The sequence below is a fragment of the Shewanella sp. 553 genome, assembly GCF_059338375.1.
The window spans coordinates 1,684,231-1,702,848 of the sequence record NZ_CM181701.1 but is presented as its reverse complement, the minus strand read 5'-3'; the positions used below and the strand labels follow the sequence as shown (position 1 = coordinate 1,702,848).

The following is an 18,618-nucleotide window of genomic DNA, read 5'->3' as shown; positions in this document are numbered from 1 at the left end:
CATGAGTTACCGAGTAACATCACTCACGGTTTGCTCACCTTGCAAAACAACGCAGCTTTAATCACGTTGCAACGCCACGATGGGATCTAAACGCGCGGCTTTTTGCGCTGGGTAAAGCCCAAAACCTATCCCTATGGTCATACACACCCCTAGCGACAGCAGCACCGCAAAGGGTGACCAGGCCACGGGCCAGCCTGCAGCGGCTGATATCACTAAAGCTAACAGTAATCCCACCACTATGCCTATCACGCCCCCCGTGGCAGAGATAGCGATACTCTCAATTAAAAATTGGCGCGCGATATCTTTACGTCTCGCCCCTAGGGCGCGCAATAAGCCAATTTCAGCGGTACGCTCCATAATTGTTGCCAACATGATGTTCATGATCCCTATGCCACCCACCAGCAAAGAGATCCCTGCCACACATGCCATCACAATGTTGAATATTTGCTGCGTTTTTTGATGTTGGGCCAGTAGATCGGCAGGCACCACGATCTCATAATCTTTTTCGCCGCCGTGACGCCGCTCAAATAGGTGGCCTAAACTTTTAGCCGCCAGTGAAGGCTCAATCCCATCGGCAATGGCCAACTTAATCGAGTCGAGTTCATCCTCTAACGGTTTAACGTTCATCTTCTTGAGTGCCGTTGCCAGTGGAATAAACACTTGATTGCGTTCGCCGCCCAGTTTCACTCCTTGAATTTTAGACTGCACCGCCTCGCCTTCAGACAGCACGCCGACCACCTCAAACCATTGATGGTTCACTTTAATCAGTCCGCCAACGGGTTTATCTTGCGGAAATAAACTGCGCGCAGCTTCGGGCCCCAGCACGGCGACTTGACGATAATGATTCTGATCGGCTTGGGTCAAGCTGCGGCCTTTGGCCACCTTGAGCGCACTCAAATTAAAGTAACTGGGCGTAACCCCAACCACTGTGGCATCACTGCGCCCTTGCGGGCTAAATAAACTAAAGGTTTTCACCTGCTTTTGCGCGCTCCAATCTTTAACAAAAGGCAAGGTGGTGGCCGCACTAGACACATCGCGCAGGCTTAAGCCGATGCTGTGTTCACGGATAGATTTTAACGCATCACCATCGGCGGGCCGCGCATTGATGACGATGTTGTTCACTCCCATGGACTCAATCATCCGCAAGGCTTCACGCTCGGCGCCTTCGCCAACACTGAGCATCGCAATCACCGCGCCCACACCAAATATCATCCCCAGCAAGGTTAATGCGGTGCGCAATTTATGATGGCGCATCTCGTCAAACGCTTGAATGACGCCCTCAACATATCCCTTAATCACCTTCATAAGCGGCTCCTTTTGGGCGGTGTGGTTAAGGCAATCACATCACCTTGGTTAAGTCCGCTGGTAATTTCCGTCATATCGATACTGCGTTGTCCTGGCTCGACCCCCTGCTCGATAAAACCCTCTGCCGTTTTGAGGTACACCCAATAGCGGCCCTCTTTCTGAAATAGCGCTTGGTTAGGCACGGTCAACACCTCATTGAGTGACACCGCATCCACTTTAGCGCTCAGCTGTCGCCCCGGTTGCATGATCGCCGGCAGGGTCTCATCTAAACTCACGGTAAACTGAAAGTAGTTAACTGGGCTGTCTTTATCTTTGGGTTTTGCTAACGCATCGAGCTGACTGACCTTACCGCTGAAACGTTTATCTGGGTAAGCATCGAGATAGACATGAGCTGGTTGCCCCACAGAAAGCCCTGCAGCCTCAGACTCAAGCACAAACAGCTTAGCTTGCATTACAGAGGTGTCGGGCAAGGTGCCTATGGTAAACCCTGACCACATCATGTCACCGACCACTGGCATGGCACCGTCCCAGCCAGACTGATACACAAATAGGCCATCATGGGGAGCGATGATCTCCATCTGTTTGAGGTTATTTTCATAGCGATCAATTTTCGCTTTATGCCCCTGCTGCTTAAGCTCGATAAGCTGCTGCTCGGCTTGCGCCTGTGCATCATGCTGGGACAATCCCCAATCAAAATAGTCCATCTTGGCACCCAAATAATCTTGATTACGCATCTGCTCAATGATCTCTATTTTGGTGTAGACCCGTTCATCTTCACTGAAGAAACGCTCGGCCAAGTCTCGCTCTTCACTGGTGACCTGCGTACCCACCTGCAGCTCTTGGCTTACGGTTTTATCTTTTTGTTGCTGCATCTGTTTATCGAGATCCAGCTTATTAAAATCAAACGCTTCCATTTCGAGTAAATAGGCTTGGCGTGTGGGATCCATGCGCGCCACCACATCCCCCGCCTTGACTCGACTAAAGTTGGCTAAAATCCAGGCTAGGGATTGCGGTCCACGCACCCCTGAAGGCACAGTCACCGCCGTCGATTGGCTCGCCTCCAGCTCACCGGTCGCTGGGATCTGCACATTAAAATCGCGCAGCTTAACCTCCATGGTTAACACCCCATCGTGCTCGGGTTGACTGCAGCCAAGCAGCAGTAGACTGCTACAAAGTACGCTGCTCATCAAAACAGATGACCGCAGCTTAGCTTGGCCTAAGCAGGATTTCATAAGACGACAACAATCAAAAAAATGCACTAACATCATGGCAGTAACACCTCATCACCGGCACGTAAACCTTGACTGACCACCATTCGCTCGGCCCCCATATCACCAATAGTAATTGGCTGTTTACGTTCGCCCAGCCAAGTGGGCTGGCGTACATACGCTTGGCCACCGTCAAAGCTCACCGCTTCTTTAGCCACTAATAACGAGGGGCTCGCCTGAGCAATATCAATACTGATCTTGGCCGTCATCCCAGGTCGCATCAGCTCACTGTCGGGCTCATCGATACTGGCGACGGCATCGAACACCACCATGGGGACATCTTGATTCTTATTGCGAAACACCGCGCCCAACTCAATTATTTTGCCCTTAAACACGCGCTCAGGATTGGCGTCGAGACGAATGTTAATCACTTGACCGCGTTTAACCCGCTGTGCTTCCACTTCGGGCACGGTCATGTTGACTTGCATATGAGATAGATCAGGGATAGATAACACGGCGTCACCGGCAAACACCGATTGGCCCTCTTTAATTTTATTGCCTTGCGGATCGTTGCCATACACCACCATGCCCGCGCGAGGTGCTTTTAAGGTCATCGACGCGATCCCCTTCTCTAAGGCTGCCACTTCTGAAGCAAACTTTTGCTCATCCCCGGCTAACATGGCTTGACGCTGCTCGGCGCCTTGGGACTCTAGTGCCATTTTTTGCTTAATCAATGCCACTCTATCTTTGGCAATAATGGCATCACGCTGGTATTTTTCTTTCTCGATTAACGCCACGGTTTCATCGGATAGTTTAAATTTTCGTTCCGCCTTTTCATGGTTCATCTGGGCTTCGGCAAGATCGAGCCGCAGTTGTTCGAGCCGCTTGGCATTGCGCAGGTTAGAGGTTTCAATATCTTGCTTGGTCGCCGCCAATCGCGCCGCGCTGACCGACAGGCGTTGGGTTAACTCAGAGGTATCTAACCTGGCGACCACATCGCCTTTGGCCACTTCGCTGCCCTCTGGAGCCAACTGTTTGACTTGATATTGCCATACACGACGGATCGCCGGCGGCATCATCGCCACGGTATCGGCTGACACCAGTTCACCTGTCACCTCGACTTGCTGGATCAATACCCCTTGTTCGACGCGTGTCAACGCCTGTTGGCCGCAGCCTGCCAGTAACATACTGACGAATAAGGCGCAGCACACCTGCATCATATTACCCTTGCGCATCAGCTAACTCCTTGGTCGCCACCAGCACGCTCATGCCCGGTACCAACTCAATTTGGGCATTTTCTTTGGCAAAATCGATGCCGACCTTAAACCATTTGCTCTGCCCCCAAGCTGGTTGAGACATCGCTTGCTTCCCAATAGATGCAATAGTGCCATCGAAGGTCACTTCAACATGGGCATCGAGTTGCAGACTAACGGCTTGCTTAAGCCTTAGACGGTCAACATCCACCTCATTAACCCAAGCAACGACTTCGAGTTTATCTAGCGCTGGGATCGTCGCCACTTGACGGCCTATCTGCACTGTGTCGCCCACGCCATATTTGGTCTCTGTCCATGGATGGCGCTCATACAAGAGAGGGCCGGCAAATTGCGCGGTTAATTCCAGTTGCGCTATGCCTTGCAGCGCCTGGCTTAACTCCAGCTGGGCTTTGCGTTTATCTATGGCTAACTGTTGACGGCTAGCATCTTGCTTATCTAACGCCTCAACTAAGGCCTGCTGCGCCTTTTCAAGCTCGCTGCGGGCCTGCATCAAACTGAATTGGTTTTCGGCATACTGTTTAGCCGCTAGATAGGCTAATGGCACATCGGCATCAAGCTGGGCTTTTTCCACCTCAAGTTGGCGCTGCTTAAGATCAAACTGTGCTTGCAATACCGCACCCGTTAGCTCGATAGCCGTACTTTGCTCTTGCGCCGTGACCCGCAATAAACTGGCCTCTAGCTGCTCAATTTGATTGGTCAATTGGCTTTTATCAAAAATCACCACACTTTGCCCAGGCTGGGCTAAAGTGCCTTCGGGCAGCATCCACTGAATTTGATAGCGCCAAGCATCTCCGGCCTTAGGTACGGTAAAGGTTTGTGAGTCAACCGAGCTGATTTTGCCCGTTAACAGTAATGAGGGAAAACTATCGTCGGCCCAGCTGCAAAAGCTTATCATGCAAGCAGCCAATGCGGCGCAACCGCCAAAAAACACCTTATGCGGCATGTACACCTCGCTGTTCAATGCTGACGATATCGCCATCGCGCATACGGATGATCCGCTGAGCATAAGCCGCGACTTCCTCCTCATGGGTCACTAAAATGATGGTTTGCCCCGCTTGGTGGAGCTCGGTAAACAGCGCCATTATCTCCACTGAGGTTTTACTGTCTAAGGCACCTGTCGGTTCATCGGCCAATAAAATGGTGGGTCGATTCACCAAGGCTCTGGCAATCGCAACTCGTTGACGCTGCCCACCGGATAATTGGTTGGGGCGATGATCTTGACGATCGCTTAAGCCCACTCGTGCCAGTAATTGCTGCGCATAATCCGTGCTATCGTCGGCATGCTCACCAAAGCGCAGTGGTAATAATACGTTTTGTAATGCACTGAGACGCGGTAATAAATGAAAGCTTTGAAATACAAAGCCTATCTCTTTGTTACGCACTGCAGATAAGGCGTCATCATCGAGTTGACTCACCTCTTGCGCGTTTAAGCAGTAAGAGCCACTGGTAGGTTTATCGAGGCAACCAATAATATTCATTAAGGTCGATTTACCAGAGCCAGAAGGCCCCATGATGGCCACAAACTCATTGGCTTGTATGGAAAAATCGACCCCGCGTAATGCCAACACCGGCGACTCTCCCATTTGGTAGGATTTAACTAATCGTTTTACATTTATCATGAAGTGAGTCTCACACTCTCAAGGCTTACAGCGCCGCAGCCGTTCCGTCGACTAAAATACTAATCATCCACTGTGCCTCAATAGCGCAGCACTATGCAATTGAATTTAGATAATATTACACTCAATTACACTTAGACAAATTTGTACTGAGACAGTTAGGCTAGAAAGCTTACTTATTAGCCCCATGTTGAAATGGCCGCTTAATCGGTAAACACGCCTAATAGCGTAAACACACTAATGATAATAAAAAACACCCACTGAAACTGAACACGACGTGCACTTTTTGCTTCGGCAAAGTAACCAATATATATTTGCCAAGTCGCAAACAGCATAAAGTTAAGGCAGATAAACAAGGCCAAGGCATAGGTTTGCCGTGGGGACACTAAGTGTAAGCCACAGGCAAATAACACCAGTGTCGATAGCACCAAAAATATCGACACATAGTGAAATACACAGTGCATTAGGGTTTTAGTCGTGGGATCAAAATCGGCTTGTAGCATGGGACGTAAAAATTGCGGCTTGGCCATCACAAAATGGCCAACACAGGTAATTGAGGCCAATACTGCTGCAATCAAAAGGTAGATATTCATGGCTTCTCCGACATCACTGTTGGCCGCATTAGCGAGAGCGAGCAACTTAACAAGAGGGACTATTGCAAAACACGATAACTCACTAGACCGTAGTTGAGTGAATGAAGTTTCAGAACCAAACAAAAAAGAGCGCCAGTGCACTCTTTTGATTCATTTTTATTCAACTTACCCTATGCAGAACCTAGCAGCGCTCTATTGGCCGCTGATCTCATGCTCACAGGCGTAACAATCACATAGTGGCCATTATCCAATAGTCGAGGCGTTGCTGCGGATCGGCAAGCAGGTTCTGACAAGGGGTTTTATAACGTCCCATCAGGCCACCTAAACTTTTGTTATTAGGCAGGCTAGCCTGCTGCTTAGCAATGGCTTGTTGCAATAATTGCTCGACCTGCGCTTCACTTTGATACTGCTTTGCCAGTGTTAGCGCCGCCTCTCCCGACTGTTTAAGCCGCTCGCCAACTGGCTTCATCTGCGGGGCATCCATATTGCTGATGGCATCGGATGCAATATGGTAATAAGCAGCGCATTGCACCACTTCTTGATTAAACGCGATTTCAGCGGCTGAAACTGGCGTTTGATTGGCCGTGACAGAAAGACTGAAAACAGCAAACACGGCAGCAGACAGTGGAGTATAAAAGCGCATATGGAAATTCCTTTGCATTAACCCTAAATATTGCGTTATTTCTACTTTAGATATCGCTCAATATCAAGGTTATCATTTAAAAAATCTTGTTGTTCTAGCATTACAAGCGACTCAAACTAGACTTATGCTTGACGATTATCTTAGCGTTTATTCACTGTAAGTCGCCGCGATAGAGCCATAATAGCGGTTTTATCTCCCCTCAACTAAGCAACGAAACCCTCGAAACAATGGGCTCCCTAGTTTAAAGCCATGCGCTGGCGTAACAGTTGCTTCACTGTAGGCCACTCACTGTCAATAATGGAGTAGACAACTGTATCTCTGATCGTACCATCTTTGAGTAGTCGATGGTTGCGTAACACCCCATCTTGGGTCGCTCCTAGGCGTACTATCGCCTCGCGCGAGGCTTGATTATGCCAGTGAGTGCGAAACTCCACCGCCATCACAGCTAAGGTTTCAAAGACATATTTAAGCAACAGGTATTTAGCTTCGGTGTTGATGCCACTGCGCTGCGCACTTTTACTGTACCAGGTGTGACCAATCTCCAACCGGCGATGAGCTTGCTCCCAGTTCATGATGCGGGTTGAGCCAACAATGTGACCTGACAGGGTATCGCGCACCACAAAGGCTAAGGTCTCACCGCGTTGCTCGTCTGCCATGGCCTGCTCTACATAGGCTTTCATCTCATCGGGATGAGGCACACTGGCATACCATAAGGTCCATAATTGACCATCAGTAACCGCAAGCGCTAACGCAGGAATATGCTCATGCGTCATGGGTTCTAACACTACCCGCTCACCTTGTAACCAACCTACGCGTCCACCTTGATCCATAACGGCTCCTGTATGATATCCACTTAATGTGACCGATTAATGACTCGCTATCTTGTATCGCTTTACGCAACAGCTTTAGCATATCTTGGCAATTGTTCATAATAGTAAGCCGTTAGATAAGCAGCAATGGCCTTACTTGAACAAACATATTAGATGGGGCAAAAAAATGCCCACGCTAAAGGTCGTGGGCAATATAATCACTTAGGGTGAAACCTGTACATGGGTATGAGGCAGGTATAACACCACTGTGCCAGTTTTATACTGTATGTAAACCCGACCAAAGTCGAACGACAGCAGACACTAACTGATGACTATAAGTAGCGCACAAAACCTTGGGCCGATTTAGTTGGTTTTATTGGCGCGGTTATCGCTGGGGTCCCCAGATACAAGAAACCGATAATTTGTGCATCGTCGTCCAGCGCTAACGCTTGGTGTAAATGGCGGTTAAATGCCAATCCACCGGTACGCCATATACCGCCTAAACCTAAAGCAAACGCCGCTTGTTGCATCGCCATACAGGCGCAGCCTACCGCAAGGTGCTGCTCTAACGCGGGCACTTTGGCATGCTCAACCACTTTAGCGACTACGGTTATTACCATTGGCGCACGCTGTGGCATATTGCGCACTTTATCGATAGTGCTCGTGTCGCCGCCATCTGCTTGTGTTGCATCAACAAACAGCGCGCCTAAGCGATCGAGCCCCTCACCAGTGGCGACAATGAACTCCCAAGGATTTAATCCTCCATGATCTGGAGCGCGCACAGCGGCACTTAAAATGGTGTTAAGTTGAGACTCGCTAGGAGCGGGAGCCACTAACCGAGGAGAAGATTGACGTGTTAACAGCAGTTCGATAGCATCCACAAAAATAGTCCTGTAATAGAGCAAATCAACGGGCAAAGAGTAGCAAATTGATCTATAAAATCCTACTAAAACAGTAGGATTTATCTCTTAGCCAGCGACAATTAAATTCATTGATACCGTTTGGCGATAAGGTAATCAAGACTGGTATAACGCCCTCCTCCAATGACCATTAGCGCCAGCAGCATTAACAGATAGGTGATGGCAAATTCAATCCCATTATTAAGCACCACTAGGTTACCCGATGAGGTTAGCCAATCATAATTACCATATTGTTGCAGTAATGACTTAGCCGCTTGTAACTTTTCAGCCGATGCCAGCACCTGCTCATTGGCTAACCAAGAGTTGGGATCGGCAATCGCCAACCAGCCGTTTTGCCAATGCACACTGAATGCGGCCACCAGCATGGTAATACTCAGGGGAATGGTCACTAGACGGGTTGCTAAACCAAAGAGCAATAAGATGGCGCCAAAAAACTCGGTTCCCGCCGCAAGCGCGACCATCACCTCTGGCATAGGCAGGCCTAAGCCCCAGTTAGGGTCGCCAAACCAAGCGACAGTATCGCTAAAGTGGGTCAACTTATTGTACCCAGCCTGCATCAATACAGGCGCCAAATAGAGGCGCAGCCCTAATGCGACGACACCATCGAGCTGAGATATGCCCTTGAGCGCTTGTTGATATAAACGAATAACCTGCATAAAAAAATCCTCTTTATCATCATTGATAAAAGAGACCCTTACTCAGTTGATAATCTTTCGCATCTTAAACAATTAATGCCAAATAGAAGTCATTTGTCGCTTTTTTAACCCCATTCCCCCGTTTAATAACACTAAGGTGCGACTCTCTTTAAAAAGTCATCAAAATATTCAAGGTAATCGTTTGCTAGATATGACGCTTTAGCGTCAGCACCGATAAAGGCATTAGCCTGGTTTATCATACCGCCATCAAGTATCAGCTCACTGTGCATTAATAGCGCCCAACAAAGCGCAAAATACCAGTACAGTTCAATCGCGACCGGCACAGCATTAAGCGCCGCGTCATTGAGTTTGCTATGATCTAGCAGATACTGAGTGGTCAACCATTGGCGCTGCCAATCGGACAATTTATGGGTCGCTAAGATGCTAGCTAAGTCGACCAACGGATGTGAACTGCAAGCATATTCATAATCGATACACCAAAGCTTATCACCGCTAAGCAGCAAATTATGCGGATTTAAGTCGCGATGACTAAATTGCGGCAAGACCATGCACTCTGCAAGGGTATCGAGTAACCATTGCACTCGTGGACTATGACTGTTCAATAGCTCAAAACGCGCCAGCCAAGCCTGATAATGAGAAACAGAACCGCTTAGCTGCTCACTCACTTGGCTTAATTTAGCCAGATACTCATGCCACTGCTGGGCGACCGAGATTGCATTATCGGGTATGGGTAATGCGCTTAATTCTTGCAGTAAAGACAATAACGCTTGATGCGCCGTCGGGTGCACAGGGGCTGCTGGCTGTGGTGCGGCGCTATCGGCGGTCATTAACAGGCCCCAATCCGCAGTGGTTACGATAAATTCACTAAGGTAATATCGATAATCATCTGACACATAATGTAATTGCGGCGCAATCGAGACTTTGGCCGCGCTGCGCCACAGTTGCACTTCACTGTGGCGACTGCAAAGTGCATTACTAGCATCGCTATTAATGCGCAGTGCAAATTCACGCTCGCTGGTGACAATACGGTAATTTTGGTTACTTAAACCATGGGACAAACGTTCAACATCTAACGCCTGAGCAAGGTTACAGCCTTTGGCGGCCAATTCGTCTTTGATATCGGCAGACAGTGATTGCTGCAACGAATACGCTAAGCACGGCGGCATGGTCACCACTTATGACTCATACGCATAATGGTTTGCCTGATTCTCCGATTGCTCGCGCATGCTCGCGCGCCAGATAAAATAACCACCGATCGCCATGCCGACATACAAAATAAATAGGATGCTAGTGAGTAGCAGCCCCTTATTGAGATACAGATAAATTGACACCAGATCGATAACTACCCAGTAGAGCCAGTTTTCCAGCACTTTTTGAGCCACTAAATAGGTGGCCATCACCGCAAAGCAGGTGGTCGCAGCATCAAGATAAGGATAAGACGCTTGAGTCTGGGTCGCCATAAAGTGCCCAACCAGCAAGGAGATAACACTGGTTAGGCCAATCAATAACAGGTGACGAGACACAGACCAACTGACAATATCGACCCCTTTATCGCCACCACGCCCCCTTGTCCATAACCAGTAGCCATAACCCGCCATCGCCATATAGTAAATATTGAGCAGCGACTCCATTAATAACGAGACTTCCCAAAACAGCATAGTGTAGATAGCGGTACTCAAAAAGGCCGCCGCCCAACACCAAATACTGCCACGCATCGCTAGCATCAAATACGCCATGGCCAATACGACAGCAACACCTTCCCACCCTGTCAATTGATGGGCCTGCGCCGCTGCGCTAGAAACGGTTGATACCAACTCTGTCCAAAGTTCTATCATAGTAATATCATACTCTTATCATGAATTATGTAGAGCCTTAATCAAGATTATTGGGTGTGAGACAAGTCCAGTTCACCGCCAATAAATTTCACCACAAATACCGACTTCCCCCATTTTTCATGGGCCGCTTGCATCTCTATCGCCAGCATGTTCATCACCGCGGCATAATCGCCGCAAATTTGTGTCGCCATGGCATTAGTTTTACGCTCGATATGCTCATAACTGTCGAGGCGATCAATAAACCACTGTATAGATTCGATATAATTTTCTTTAAACGGATACATGCTGATTTCAGCGGTTAATTTCATCATGGTTGATTGCATCTTATTTCATCCTGTACTGAGCAGACTTTGTTTGAAAACAGCCTAGCCTATTGAATACACCAAATTTGAGGCTACTGGATAGCCAGCAGCCTCACACCTTTATGCGATGGGCATTACATCAATTTAACCTTAAGGGTTAAGCCTAGCTGACGCGGATCGCCATAGCGAATGTACTGCTTATCGGCCCAACCTAAATCAGGTTCATTACCAAAATAGAAGCCGCGCACGCCATACTGCTCATCAAACAGATTACGCCCCCACAAATAGGCGGACCACAGCTCTGTTTCATAACCGATACGCGCGTTAAAAATAGTGTAAGGATCTGATGTAGACTCATTACTGTCCGAGTAATAAAATTCACTCTTACCGCTGCTGGTTAAGTTAGCAAACCAACCGTTATCGCTACGATAAGTGGCACCAGCGCTATAGGTAAAGTTTGGCGAGTGGGCTAATTCACGCTCACTTAAGTCCACAAGCTCGCCATACTTATTTTGATATTGATAATCGCCATAGGCCGTCTCTAACCAGCCTGCAGTGGCGTAGAGCATTAAATTATCGCTGGTATACCAACGCCCCTCAAACTCAGCGCCATAATTATAGGAGTCGCTGGCATTTTCGGTGTACAGAATAAATTTTTGCGGCTCATCAGGATTTTGCTGCGATGCTGCAACCTGTTGATCGCTACGATCCATATAAAACACGCTGACATTGGTACTCACATCGCCCTCAAACCAGGTCGATTTTAAGCCAAGTTCATAGTTATACAGGGTTTCGGCCTGATACTCTTTTTTATCACTGAGCGCTGCTGGCAGAGACATATTAAAGCCACCGGCTTTATAGCCTCGAGCGATGCGGATATAACTTTGATGATCATCACTGAGCGCCTTGCTCAAGGCGATATGTCCGCCCCACATAGTCTCAGAGGGGTCAAAGCCATCCCCTGCACTGTCTTGATAATCGCTTTCTCTGCGCTCGACTCTTAGCCCTACTGAGAGGGCATAATCATCACCCAAATCACTATCAAGCTGACCAAATAATGCCATATTGGTGGCGTTATAATCGGCAACCAGTGCTTCTGGCCAGCCGTTGTACACTTCTGTGGTGTGATTATCTTCATCGAGTTTCATACCATACACGCCCAATAACCAATCGGTGCTGCCATTAAATAGCCTTCCTGCATCGGTCGAGCTGAGACGAAACTCTTGTGACACCGTTTGACGATCGCCTACTTTACCCCAGGTATAGTCATACTCACACGGGGCTGCGTCACACACTCTTGCGTGCCAATAATCGGGATTGGCCCAATCACCATCGTATCCATGGTGAGTATCGGTCTGAGCCATTGATGTTAACGACACTAATTCAAAATTGTTGTAACCCGAATAGGTGATTTTAAGCGAGCTACCCGTGGTGCGCTGTTTATCGACACCCGGTTCATCGGTCAGCGTATCAAAACCGTTATTGTCTAACGTCCAGGCATCATAGCCATTATCAAAATTGGCGTGCATCAGGTTAAAATCTAGCGTGAGAGAGTCACTGGCGTACCAGCGCAGCTTAAGGCGGGTGTTTAGCTCATCACGGCCGTTACTGTCATCTTGGCCAGTGTAGAGATTATCGCGATAACCATTTTGCTGATGTTGCTGCAGCGAGACGCGATACAGCAAGGTGCCTGAATCGGTCAGTGGCCCCGAACTAAAGCCGCTAAAGGTGCGCAGTTTATCATCCCCAATTGACACCTCGGCACCATGTTCAAACATCGCCGTGGGATCGTTGCTTTTGAGGTAAATTAATCCGGCTAAGGCATTGGCACCATACCTTGTGCCCTGTGGGCCACGGAGTACTTCTACCTGCTGCAGATCATACATGCTGGCGACCATCCCCAAGCCCGACATATCGATATCATCGATGATATAACCGACCGATGAATTGGGCGCGCCTTGATACTCTTCTTGCTCACCTACACCACGGATCTGAAAATATTTTGGCCGTGAACTGCCGCCAGACCAATTAAAATTGGCGATCGTATTAAGTAGCTCTTCAAAATGCTGCGCCCCTTCATCTTCGATCTGTTGCTGATCGATTATACTGATGCTCGACGGCATTTTATCTAGGGCTGATTGACGAAAATCGGATGTGACGACAAGGACTTCCATCTCATCGGTATCAACTGGAGTCGTATTTGCAGCAAGGCTTGTATGGGTTAACGCTGCGGTGATAGCTAACGCTATTGGAGATAAAGATTTTATTGTAAACATAGGACCTCAAATAAGTTTTTGAGATCCGGCAGTTAAAGAAGCGAGAAAGAAAGCACAATGAGATTATAGTAACCAGAGAGATCCTATAATGCATTAGTGTGGCCCATTCCTACGCCGGTATTAGCCGGATCAGGTTCTAAGGGTTTGTCGATAGACATCTCAGTGAGTCGACTATATGAACAATTAAAACGGTTCACGAGTCGCTAACACCCCTTGGCGCTGAACATTATACATCAACAATACAAGTCTTTGACATCTCTAACGTTAATTTAGGCCATTTATTTATGAAAAAGCGGACTTGATAGTGCAAAACTAGTGCAAAAAAGACGTTAGCAGAGTGCATTGTGCTCACTCCACTCCCCCGCATTATCACCAACACTCCTTAGTTAGAAAAAGCCTCACGTACATACAATTGACAGCGTACGGCTGTGCTATTAGGCGCGACAGCCCGAACCTGTAACTGCTGCTTGCCATGCAATTTAACCGGCTTCCAACTACTGCCTTCATCTTCAATGGCAAAGCCATTAATATCAAACCAGGTAAATTTATATTGTACTCGAACATCTGTTGCCACTTGGCTTTTAAGGGTGCCCGATGCCGTTAGTAACGACCCATCAATACGCGTCTGCACATTATCGACAGCCACTTGGCGATGAAAGGCGTTGTTGTCGACCCTAACCTCACCGGTTGAACTGGCCATCACCCCTGCAGTATGGTTAGCACATGCAGTTAACATCAGCAGTGCGGTAAATAATATGGTTTTTTTCATTTCGCCTCGCTTAATTTAGTAGGGCCTGTTGACCGCGGCCCAGCAGATCTGTTCCTGAGCATTACTCAATCAGAAAATGCGCCCTTGCCGTGGCAATCAGCGCTTTTCGATTGGTTTGCCAACAGTTAATACTCACATTGGCGACCCGTCTGCCTTGGCGGGTTATTTTACACTCGGCAAAGCTGTCTTTATGATGCCCGGCTCTTAGGTAATCGATAGAAAAATCAACCACCTTTGGCACCTTAGTTGCTTGCATAAATACCATTAATTGTAATATAGCTGACATTTCCATAAATCCAGCTATCACGCCACCATGCAACGCGGGCAATGTCGGATTACCGATGTTGTCATCTTTAGCGGGCAGTTGAAATACTAACTCATCGCCAAAACGCGCTACCTGCATGCCGATAAACTTAGCATAAGGCACATGTTCCAGCAGGTGACTAAAGTCATTTAACTCGGTGGCTTTTTTAACAAGGTCTTTAACCTTTAATTCGCCACCAGAATTACTCACTTCGCTCATGACACCTCTCCCATCAGCGCCCGCCTAAAGGGCTCACCTACCATGTCGGGACTTATGCGCATAAAGGATCCCACTGCATGGGCAATCGGATCATCAATGGAATCTTGATAAGCTATCGCTCGAGTAAAAGCCACACTAGACGATAATTTGTAGCATTCAGCAAAGCCATACACGCTCTTATTAGGCTCGGCGGGTTTCATATAATCGACCCGCAAGTCTAACGTGGGCGACAGTTCTAATGATTTGTATTTATCGAAAATACTGCACACCACAGAGGTGCCACTGGCGGTATCCATCAGTGTGGTGATCACCCCACCATGAATAACGCCCGTTTCAGGATAACCGATTAACGCTTTACTATAAGGCAATTCAATTAGCACATGATGTTCACTGGCTTCTAGTACACTGAGCTTTAAACGGCGACACTGTACTAATTGATCCACAAAGCGGCTGGCTAACTCCGTTAAGGGAAAAAACTCGGGATTTGTTTTCATGAATGACTCGATCAGGCGCTAGCTTAGCGGTTGCGATACTAATGGCCCTAAATATTGGCCGCCTAGCAGATGCATATGAATATGGAAAACCTCTTGGCCGCCATGCTTATTACAGTTAATTACTAACCGATAACCATCTTCGGCAATGCCCGCTTCTGTTGCGAGTTTGGCGGCAACCGTGATCATCCGTCCCAAGGCTTTTTCATCAGATGATTTCACATCGTTAATGGTCGGAATAAGGTGATTAGGGATGATTAAAATATGCGTTGGGGCTTTAGGTTGAATATCACGAAATGCTGTCACTAGCTCGTCTTGATATAAAATATCTGTTGCAATTTCTCGTCGAATAATTTTACTAAAAATCGTTTCTTCGGCCATCTTCGCGTCCTCTCTAATATTTGGGTCTATCAGTATACCCACAAATCGGTGATTTGCGATCGGCATCTATTACAACCACTTATTTACGTGACTGATTATAGCTAACTCTAACGCTAAAATCCTAACAAGTGATGTCGACAACTCTGGTACAAAAAAGGCGGGAGATGGCAAACACTCACTGGCCGCGCTGCACGGCGGCGAGATGAGGTATCAGCAGTAATATTATTGCTGCACTTCGTGCAGATGAGTCTGAGCCCATGCGATAGCTTGGCCACGGCTTGAAACGCCAATTTTACGAAATACCCGGTAAAGGTGAGTTTTAATGGTACTTTCACTGACAAAGAGTTGATTAGCAATATCGATATTCGTGCTACCGCTTAACAAGGCCTGCAACACTTCTCGCTCGCGTATGGTTAAGTTATCGCTACCATCATCGAGCGCGGCATCGGTGTCACCTGTCAGTAATTGTTCAGGAATAACGCGCTGGCCCCTCAATACATCAATCAAGGCCTGGCCCACCTGTTCAAGACTGGTATCACGAAAGAACACCGCCGCCGTGATCGGTGAGATCAAAAAGCGCGCATCAATCTGCTCAGGGTAGTGTAAAAACACTACTCGCGCCGAATGGCGCTTTTTAATCTGTTTCTGTAATTGGTAGGCTCGTTGAACATCCACTGTGGCTAAGTCAATCACCACTAGAGAAAAACTATCCTCATTCATGGTCGCCTCTAGACTATCAGGCGCCACTTTCGCAAGTTTAACTAAAAATTGTTGGGGCCAACGTGTTTCCAGTAAATCGTTCAGCAATTGCGAACGCGAAACCACTACCCATTTGATTACTTTAAACATCCTGTACACTCCATGTCGCCTACCAATGGCGTATTCCATTCAACCAACACTCATAATAACAAGTTAACAACCAAATAATAACACCCTAATTGCTCCGACCTCATCTAGCTAGACCTAATCCATGGGGTTAGACTGTCGATGATCAACGTCGTCGCCCGGATCAGATAACCAAATATTGAACAAGAAAGCTCAGGATTAACTTACGAATCATTAGGTGCTGCGACCCATTATTATCACTTAAGGACGGTTCCAAACGCTAATCGCGGTTATTTTACTTAAGCACACCAATAACTCAACACTTGTTCTAACTTGTTTAGACGCAAACATCTCCCCCACGTTACCCTGATAATAACAAAGTCACAACGACAGAATGTGGTGACATAAAAAAACACCAGCAATATTGCTGGTGTTTGTTGTTGCGTCTAATGCGCTATGTCATTACTACTTTAAGACTGATTCTGCAGTACGGCCATCATCATGGCAGCTGTCACAACCTGGCTTGTCACCCACATTCGATGAATGAGGAGCATGGCAATCGGCGCATACTAAATTGCCATCATGTGGCTTATGTACTGCGTCCATTTCGGCTAAGGTGCCATGGCAGCTTTGACACTGCTCAAATTCATAAGCACCGTCAGCTGATGGCTCGCCATCGGCATGACATGCTTCACAGCCATCCATTTCTGCATGCATCTCTGCTAATTCTTGTGGTTCAGCCATTGCCGCTGGCGATAATGCCAATGCCGCTAAGCCTGCACCAAATAATGCGCTTAATATTTTATTGCTCACAATCATATCCTCTTTATGGTTGGCATAGTGGGTGTTTGTTTTGAATCACGGCCCATCTTGCCTATGTCCTAATTTGCATTTACGTGACTAAACCTAAGCTAGCCGAGACCTTACAAATTAGCAACGCTTAATGTGGCGGCGATAGTACCAACAGCCAATTACTAAAAATGTGCACTGAATCAAATATCTATAGCCCAAACACCCTACGAGCTGACAAAAGTGACACTTGTCACACCCTGTCTATGCAAAATGGAATCGACTTGGCATTAACAAGTGAACAATCCTTAACCAGTATAGCGGTATTAGCCAATTTACGACATTGATCCATAAAAAACGGGAGCCTTAGGCTCCCGTTTTATCTACGCAATATTATTGCATGCTATCGCTTAAGTGATGACCTAAATCATTATTTCGCTTGTAAGGCCGCGATGCGTTTTTCTAGTGGTGGATGGCTCATTAATAATTCAGCCATCGATTTTTTACCATTGATACCAAATGCTGCCATTTGGGCTGGCATCGCACCAGTTTCTGGGCCACGACGTAATCGGTCTAATGCCGCGATCATCTTATGTTTGCCCGCTAAGCGTGCGCCACCTTCATCGGCTTTAAACTCACGCACACGTGAGAAGTACGCCACAATGATTGACGCTAAAATACCAAACAGCATATCGAGTACAAACACCACCGCCATATAGGCGAACATACCTAGGCCTTCACCCTCTTCATCGTTACTCGACACAAAAGTGTCGATAATGCCTGCCACAACGCGGGCAGCAAAAATAACGAAAGTATTCACCACACCTTGGATTAAGGTCAGTGTCACCATATCGCCGTTAGCCACATGGCTCACTTCGTGGGCTAACACTCCCTCAATTTCATCTTGCGTCATGCCGTAAAGCAAACCGCTACTGACCGCAACCAGCGAGTTATCTTTACTCGGACCTGTCGCAAACGCATTGAGCTCTGGAGATTGGTAAATCGCCACTTCAGGCATCTTAATGCCCGCTTGCTTTGCTTGGCGCGCGACGGTTTCAAGCAACCAACGTTCGGTATGATCTCTTGGGGTGGTGATCACTTCACAACCCATGGTTTTCTTCGCCATCCATTTTGAGATAGCTAAGCTGATAAACGCGCCGCCAAAACCAAATATCGCAGCAAACACCAATAGGCCGCTCATGGTTGAGGTATTCACCCCTAAAAGGGACATAACAATTGATGCAACCAACAATATTGCCATGTTTGTTGCTATCAATAGGAAAATACGCTTCATTTTAATCTCCTGCTCCTGTAAGACACCCTTGGTGCCATCTTTAACTCTCTTGATGACATAATATGTCTGAAAGAGCAGATATCAAGGGGTAAACGTAAAAAAATAATAT

At 47.4% G+C, this 18,618-nt stretch carries 21 protein-coding genes and 1 riboswitch; all 21 genes read right to left on the bottom strand.

Translation table 11 applies throughout. From position 1 onward, the window contains the following. Positions 1-57 precede the first annotated feature (57 nt). On the bottom strand, positions 58-1,305 hold the full coding sequence (locus AC5YBZ_RS07740) for an ABC transporter permease (protein ID WP_494519310.1): 1,248 nt from the start codon (positions 1,303-1,305) through the stop codon (positions 58-60). Beyond that, positions 1,302-2,537 carry an efflux RND transporter periplasmic adaptor subunit gene (locus AC5YBZ_RS07735; RefSeq protein ID WP_494543650.1) on the bottom strand — a complete coding sequence of 412 codons (1,236 nt, stop codon included), beginning with the start codon at positions 2,535-2,537 and terminating at the stop codon, positions 1,302-1,304. Before AC5YBZ_RS07735 ends, AC5YBZ_RS07740 begins: the two co-directional genes overlap by 4 nt. A gap of 32 nt (positions 2,538-2,569) precedes the next feature. Further along, complete coding sequence (locus AC5YBZ_RS07730; protein WP_494519312.1) at positions 2,570-3,748, bottom strand: efflux RND transporter periplasmic adaptor subunit; 1,179 nt, start codon at positions 3,746-3,748, stop codon at positions 2,570-2,572. Further along, entirely contained in the window at positions 3,735-4,730 is a 996-nt protein-coding gene (locus AC5YBZ_RS07725) for an HlyD family secretion protein (RefSeq protein WP_494519313.1), read from the bottom strand. Before AC5YBZ_RS07725 ends, AC5YBZ_RS07730 begins: the two co-directional genes overlap by 14 nt. Further along, on the bottom strand, positions 4,720-5,406 hold the full coding sequence (locus AC5YBZ_RS07720) for an ABC transporter ATP-binding protein (protein WP_494519314.1): 687 nt from the start codon (positions 5,404-5,406) through the stop codon (positions 4,720-4,722). Before AC5YBZ_RS07720 ends, AC5YBZ_RS07725 begins: the two co-directional genes overlap by 11 nt. A 200-nt stretch (positions 5,407-5,606) precedes the next feature. Further along, positions 5,607-5,996: a hypothetical protein gene (locus AC5YBZ_RS07715; protein ID WP_494524706.1), complete on the bottom strand. Its 390-nt coding sequence runs from the start codon at positions 5,994-5,996 to the stop codon at positions 5,607-5,609. 229 nt (positions 5,997-6,225) lie between these two features. After that, positions 6,226-6,639 carry a hypothetical protein gene (locus tag AC5YBZ_RS07710; RefSeq protein WP_494519316.1) on the bottom strand — a complete coding sequence of 138 codons (414 nt, stop codon included), beginning with the start codon at positions 6,637-6,639 and terminating at the stop codon, positions 6,226-6,228. A gap of 236 nt (positions 6,640-6,875) precedes the next feature. Next, a complete protein-coding gene (locus tag AC5YBZ_RS07705) occupies positions 6,876-7,469 on the bottom strand; it encodes a GNAT family N-acetyltransferase (protein ID WP_494519317.1) in 594 nt (197 codons plus the stop codon). 311 nt (positions 7,470-7,780) lie between these two features. Further along, positions 7,781-8,329: an NAD(P)H nitroreductase gene (locus tag AC5YBZ_RS07700; RefSeq protein WP_494519318.1), complete on the bottom strand. Its 549-nt coding sequence runs from the start codon at positions 8,327-8,329 to the stop codon at positions 7,781-7,783. Positions 8,330-8,436: 107 nt separating this feature from the next. After that, positions 8,437-9,024: an HvfX family Cu-binding RiPP maturation protein gene (locus AC5YBZ_RS07695; RefSeq protein ID WP_494519319.1), complete on the bottom strand. Its 588-nt coding sequence runs from the start codon at positions 9,022-9,024 to the stop codon at positions 8,437-8,439. Between the two features lie 131 nt (positions 9,025-9,155). Further along, positions 9,156-10,190 (bottom strand): phosphotransferase, encoded by a 1,035-nt coding sequence (locus AC5YBZ_RS07690; protein ID WP_494543649.1) that lies wholly within the window; start codon positions 10,188-10,190, stop codon positions 9,156-9,158. A gap of 9 nt (positions 10,191-10,199) precedes the next feature. Beyond that, a complete protein-coding gene (gene pnuC, locus AC5YBZ_RS07685; protein ID WP_494519321.1) occupies positions 10,200-10,859 on the bottom strand; it encodes a nicotinamide riboside transporter PnuC in 660 nt (219 codons plus the stop codon). 47 nt (positions 10,860-10,906) lie between these two features. Further along, positions 10,907-11,167, bottom strand: a complete 261-nt coding sequence (locus AC5YBZ_RS07680; protein ID WP_494543710.1) for a YkoF family thiamine/hydroxymethylpyrimidine-binding protein — start codon at positions 11,165-11,167, stop codon at positions 10,907-10,909. Positions 11,168-11,295: 128 nt separating this feature from the next. After that, entirely contained in the window at positions 11,296-13,437 is a 2,142-nt protein-coding gene (locus AC5YBZ_RS07675) for a TonB-dependent receptor (RefSeq protein ID WP_494543648.1), read from the bottom strand. A gap of 89 nt (positions 13,438-13,526) precedes the next feature. Continuing rightward, a riboswitch (TPP riboswitch) is annotated at positions 13,527-13,661 on the bottom strand. A gap of 158 nt (positions 13,662-13,819) precedes the next feature. Next, the gene (locus AC5YBZ_RS07670; RefSeq protein WP_494519323.1) at positions 13,820-14,206 is read right to left on the bottom strand and encodes a YcfL family putative periplasmic lipoprotein; all 387 of its coding nucleotides are present in this window, start codon (positions 14,204-14,206) and stop codon (positions 13,820-13,822) included. Between the two features lie 61 nt (positions 14,207-14,267). Continuing rightward, positions 14,268-14,729 carry a PaaI family thioesterase gene (locus AC5YBZ_RS07665; RefSeq protein WP_494543647.1) on the bottom strand — a complete coding sequence of 154 codons (462 nt, stop codon included), beginning with the start codon at positions 14,727-14,729 and terminating at the stop codon, positions 14,268-14,270. After that, complete coding sequence (locus AC5YBZ_RS07660; RefSeq protein ID WP_494543646.1) at positions 14,726-15,223, bottom strand: PaaI family thioesterase; 498 nt, start codon at positions 15,221-15,223, stop codon at positions 14,726-14,728. Before AC5YBZ_RS07660 ends, AC5YBZ_RS07665 begins: the two co-directional genes overlap by 4 nt. 18 nt (positions 15,224-15,241) lie before the next feature. Further along, complete coding sequence (gene hinT, locus AC5YBZ_RS07655; protein ID WP_494543645.1) at positions 15,242-15,601, bottom strand: purine nucleoside phosphoramidase; 360 nt, start codon at positions 15,599-15,601, stop codon at positions 15,242-15,244. Positions 15,602-15,823: 222 nt separating this feature from the next. Beyond that, positions 15,824-16,450: a LuxR C-terminal-related transcriptional regulator gene (locus tag AC5YBZ_RS07650; protein WP_494543644.1), complete on the bottom strand. Its 627-nt coding sequence runs from the start codon at positions 16,448-16,450 to the stop codon at positions 15,824-15,826. Between the two features lie 441 nt (positions 16,451-16,891). Next, positions 16,892-17,239, bottom strand: coding sequence for a tetraheme c-type cytochrome CctA (gene cctA / locus AC5YBZ_RS07645; RefSeq protein WP_494519328.1), 348 nt, complete (start codon positions 17,237-17,239; stop codon positions 16,892-16,894). 406 nt (positions 17,240-17,645) lie between these two features. Further along, positions 17,646-18,509 carry a protease HtpX gene (htpX, locus tag AC5YBZ_RS07640; protein ID WP_494519329.1) on the bottom strand — a complete coding sequence of 288 codons (864 nt, stop codon included), beginning with the start codon at positions 18,507-18,509 and terminating at the stop codon, positions 17,646-17,648. Positions 18,510-18,618: the final 109 nt, after the last annotated feature.

Coding starts and splice junctions, on each gene's coding strand:
- AC5YBZ_RS07720 (WP_494519314.1), bottom strand. CDS start 5,406: ATGATAAATGTAAAACGATTAGTTAAATCCTACCAAATGGGAGAGTCG.
- AC5YBZ_RS07665 (WP_494543647.1), bottom strand. CDS start 14,729: ATGAGCGAAGTGAGTAATTCTGGTGGCGAATTAAAGGTTAAAGACCTT.
- AC5YBZ_RS07710 (WP_494519316.1), bottom strand. CDS start 6,639: ATGCGCTTTTATACTCCACTGTCTGCTGCCGTGTTTGCTGTTTTCAGT.
- AC5YBZ_RS07705 (WP_494519317.1), bottom strand. CDS start 7,469: ATGGATCAAGGTGGACGCGTAGGTTGGTTACAAGGTGAGCGGGTAGTG.
- htpX (WP_494519329.1), bottom strand. CDS start 18,509: ATGAAGCGTATTTTCCTATTGATAGCAACAAACATGGCAATATTGTTG.
- AC5YBZ_RS07650 (WP_494543644.1), bottom strand. CDS start 16,450: ATGTTTAAAGTAATCAAATGGGTAGTGGTTTCGCGTTCGCAATTGCTG.
- AC5YBZ_RS07715 (WP_494524706.1), bottom strand. CDS start 5,996: ATGAATATCTACCTTTTGATTGCAGCAGTATTGGCCTCAATTACCTGT.
- hinT (WP_494543645.1), bottom strand. CDS start 15,601: ATGGCCGAAGAAACGATTTTTAGTAAAATTATTCGACGAGAAATTGCA.
- AC5YBZ_RS07675 (WP_494543648.1), bottom strand. CDS start 13,437: ATGTTTACAATAAAATCTTTATCTCCAATAGCGTTAGCTATCACCGCA.
- AC5YBZ_RS07670 (WP_494519323.1), bottom strand. CDS start 14,206: ATGAAAAAAACCATATTATTTACCGCACTGCTGATGTTAACTGCATGT.
- AC5YBZ_RS07690 (WP_494543649.1), bottom strand. CDS start 10,190: ATGCCGCCGTGCTTAGCGTATTCGTTGCAGCAATCACTGTCTGCCGAT.
- AC5YBZ_RS07740 (WP_494519310.1), bottom strand. CDS start 1,305: ATGAAGGTGATTAAGGGATATGTTGAGGGCGTCATTCAAGCGTTTGAC.
- AC5YBZ_RS07660 (WP_494543646.1), bottom strand. CDS start 15,223: ATGAAAACAAATCCCGAGTTTTTTCCCTTAACGGAGTTAGCCAGCCGC.
- AC5YBZ_RS07695 (WP_494519319.1), bottom strand. CDS start 9,024: ATGCAGGTTATTCGTTTATATCAACAAGCGCTCAAGGGCATATCTCAG.
- AC5YBZ_RS07730 (WP_494519312.1), bottom strand. CDS start 3,748: ATGCGCAAGGGTAATATGATGCAGGTGTGCTGCGCCTTATTCGTCAGT.
- AC5YBZ_RS07735 (WP_494543650.1), bottom strand. CDS start 2,537: ATGAAATCCTGCTTAGGCCAAGCTAAGCTGCGGTCATCTGTTTTGATG.
- pnuC (WP_494519321.1), bottom strand. CDS start 10,859: ATGATAGAACTTTGGACAGAGTTGGTATCAACCGTTTCTAGCGCAGCG.
- AC5YBZ_RS07725 (WP_494519313.1), bottom strand. CDS start 4,730: ATGCCGCATAAGGTGTTTTTTGGCGGTTGCGCCGCATTGGCTGCTTGC.
- AC5YBZ_RS07680 (WP_494543710.1), bottom strand. CDS start 11,167: ATGAAATTAACCGCTGAAATCAGCATGTATCCGTTTAAAGAAAATTAT.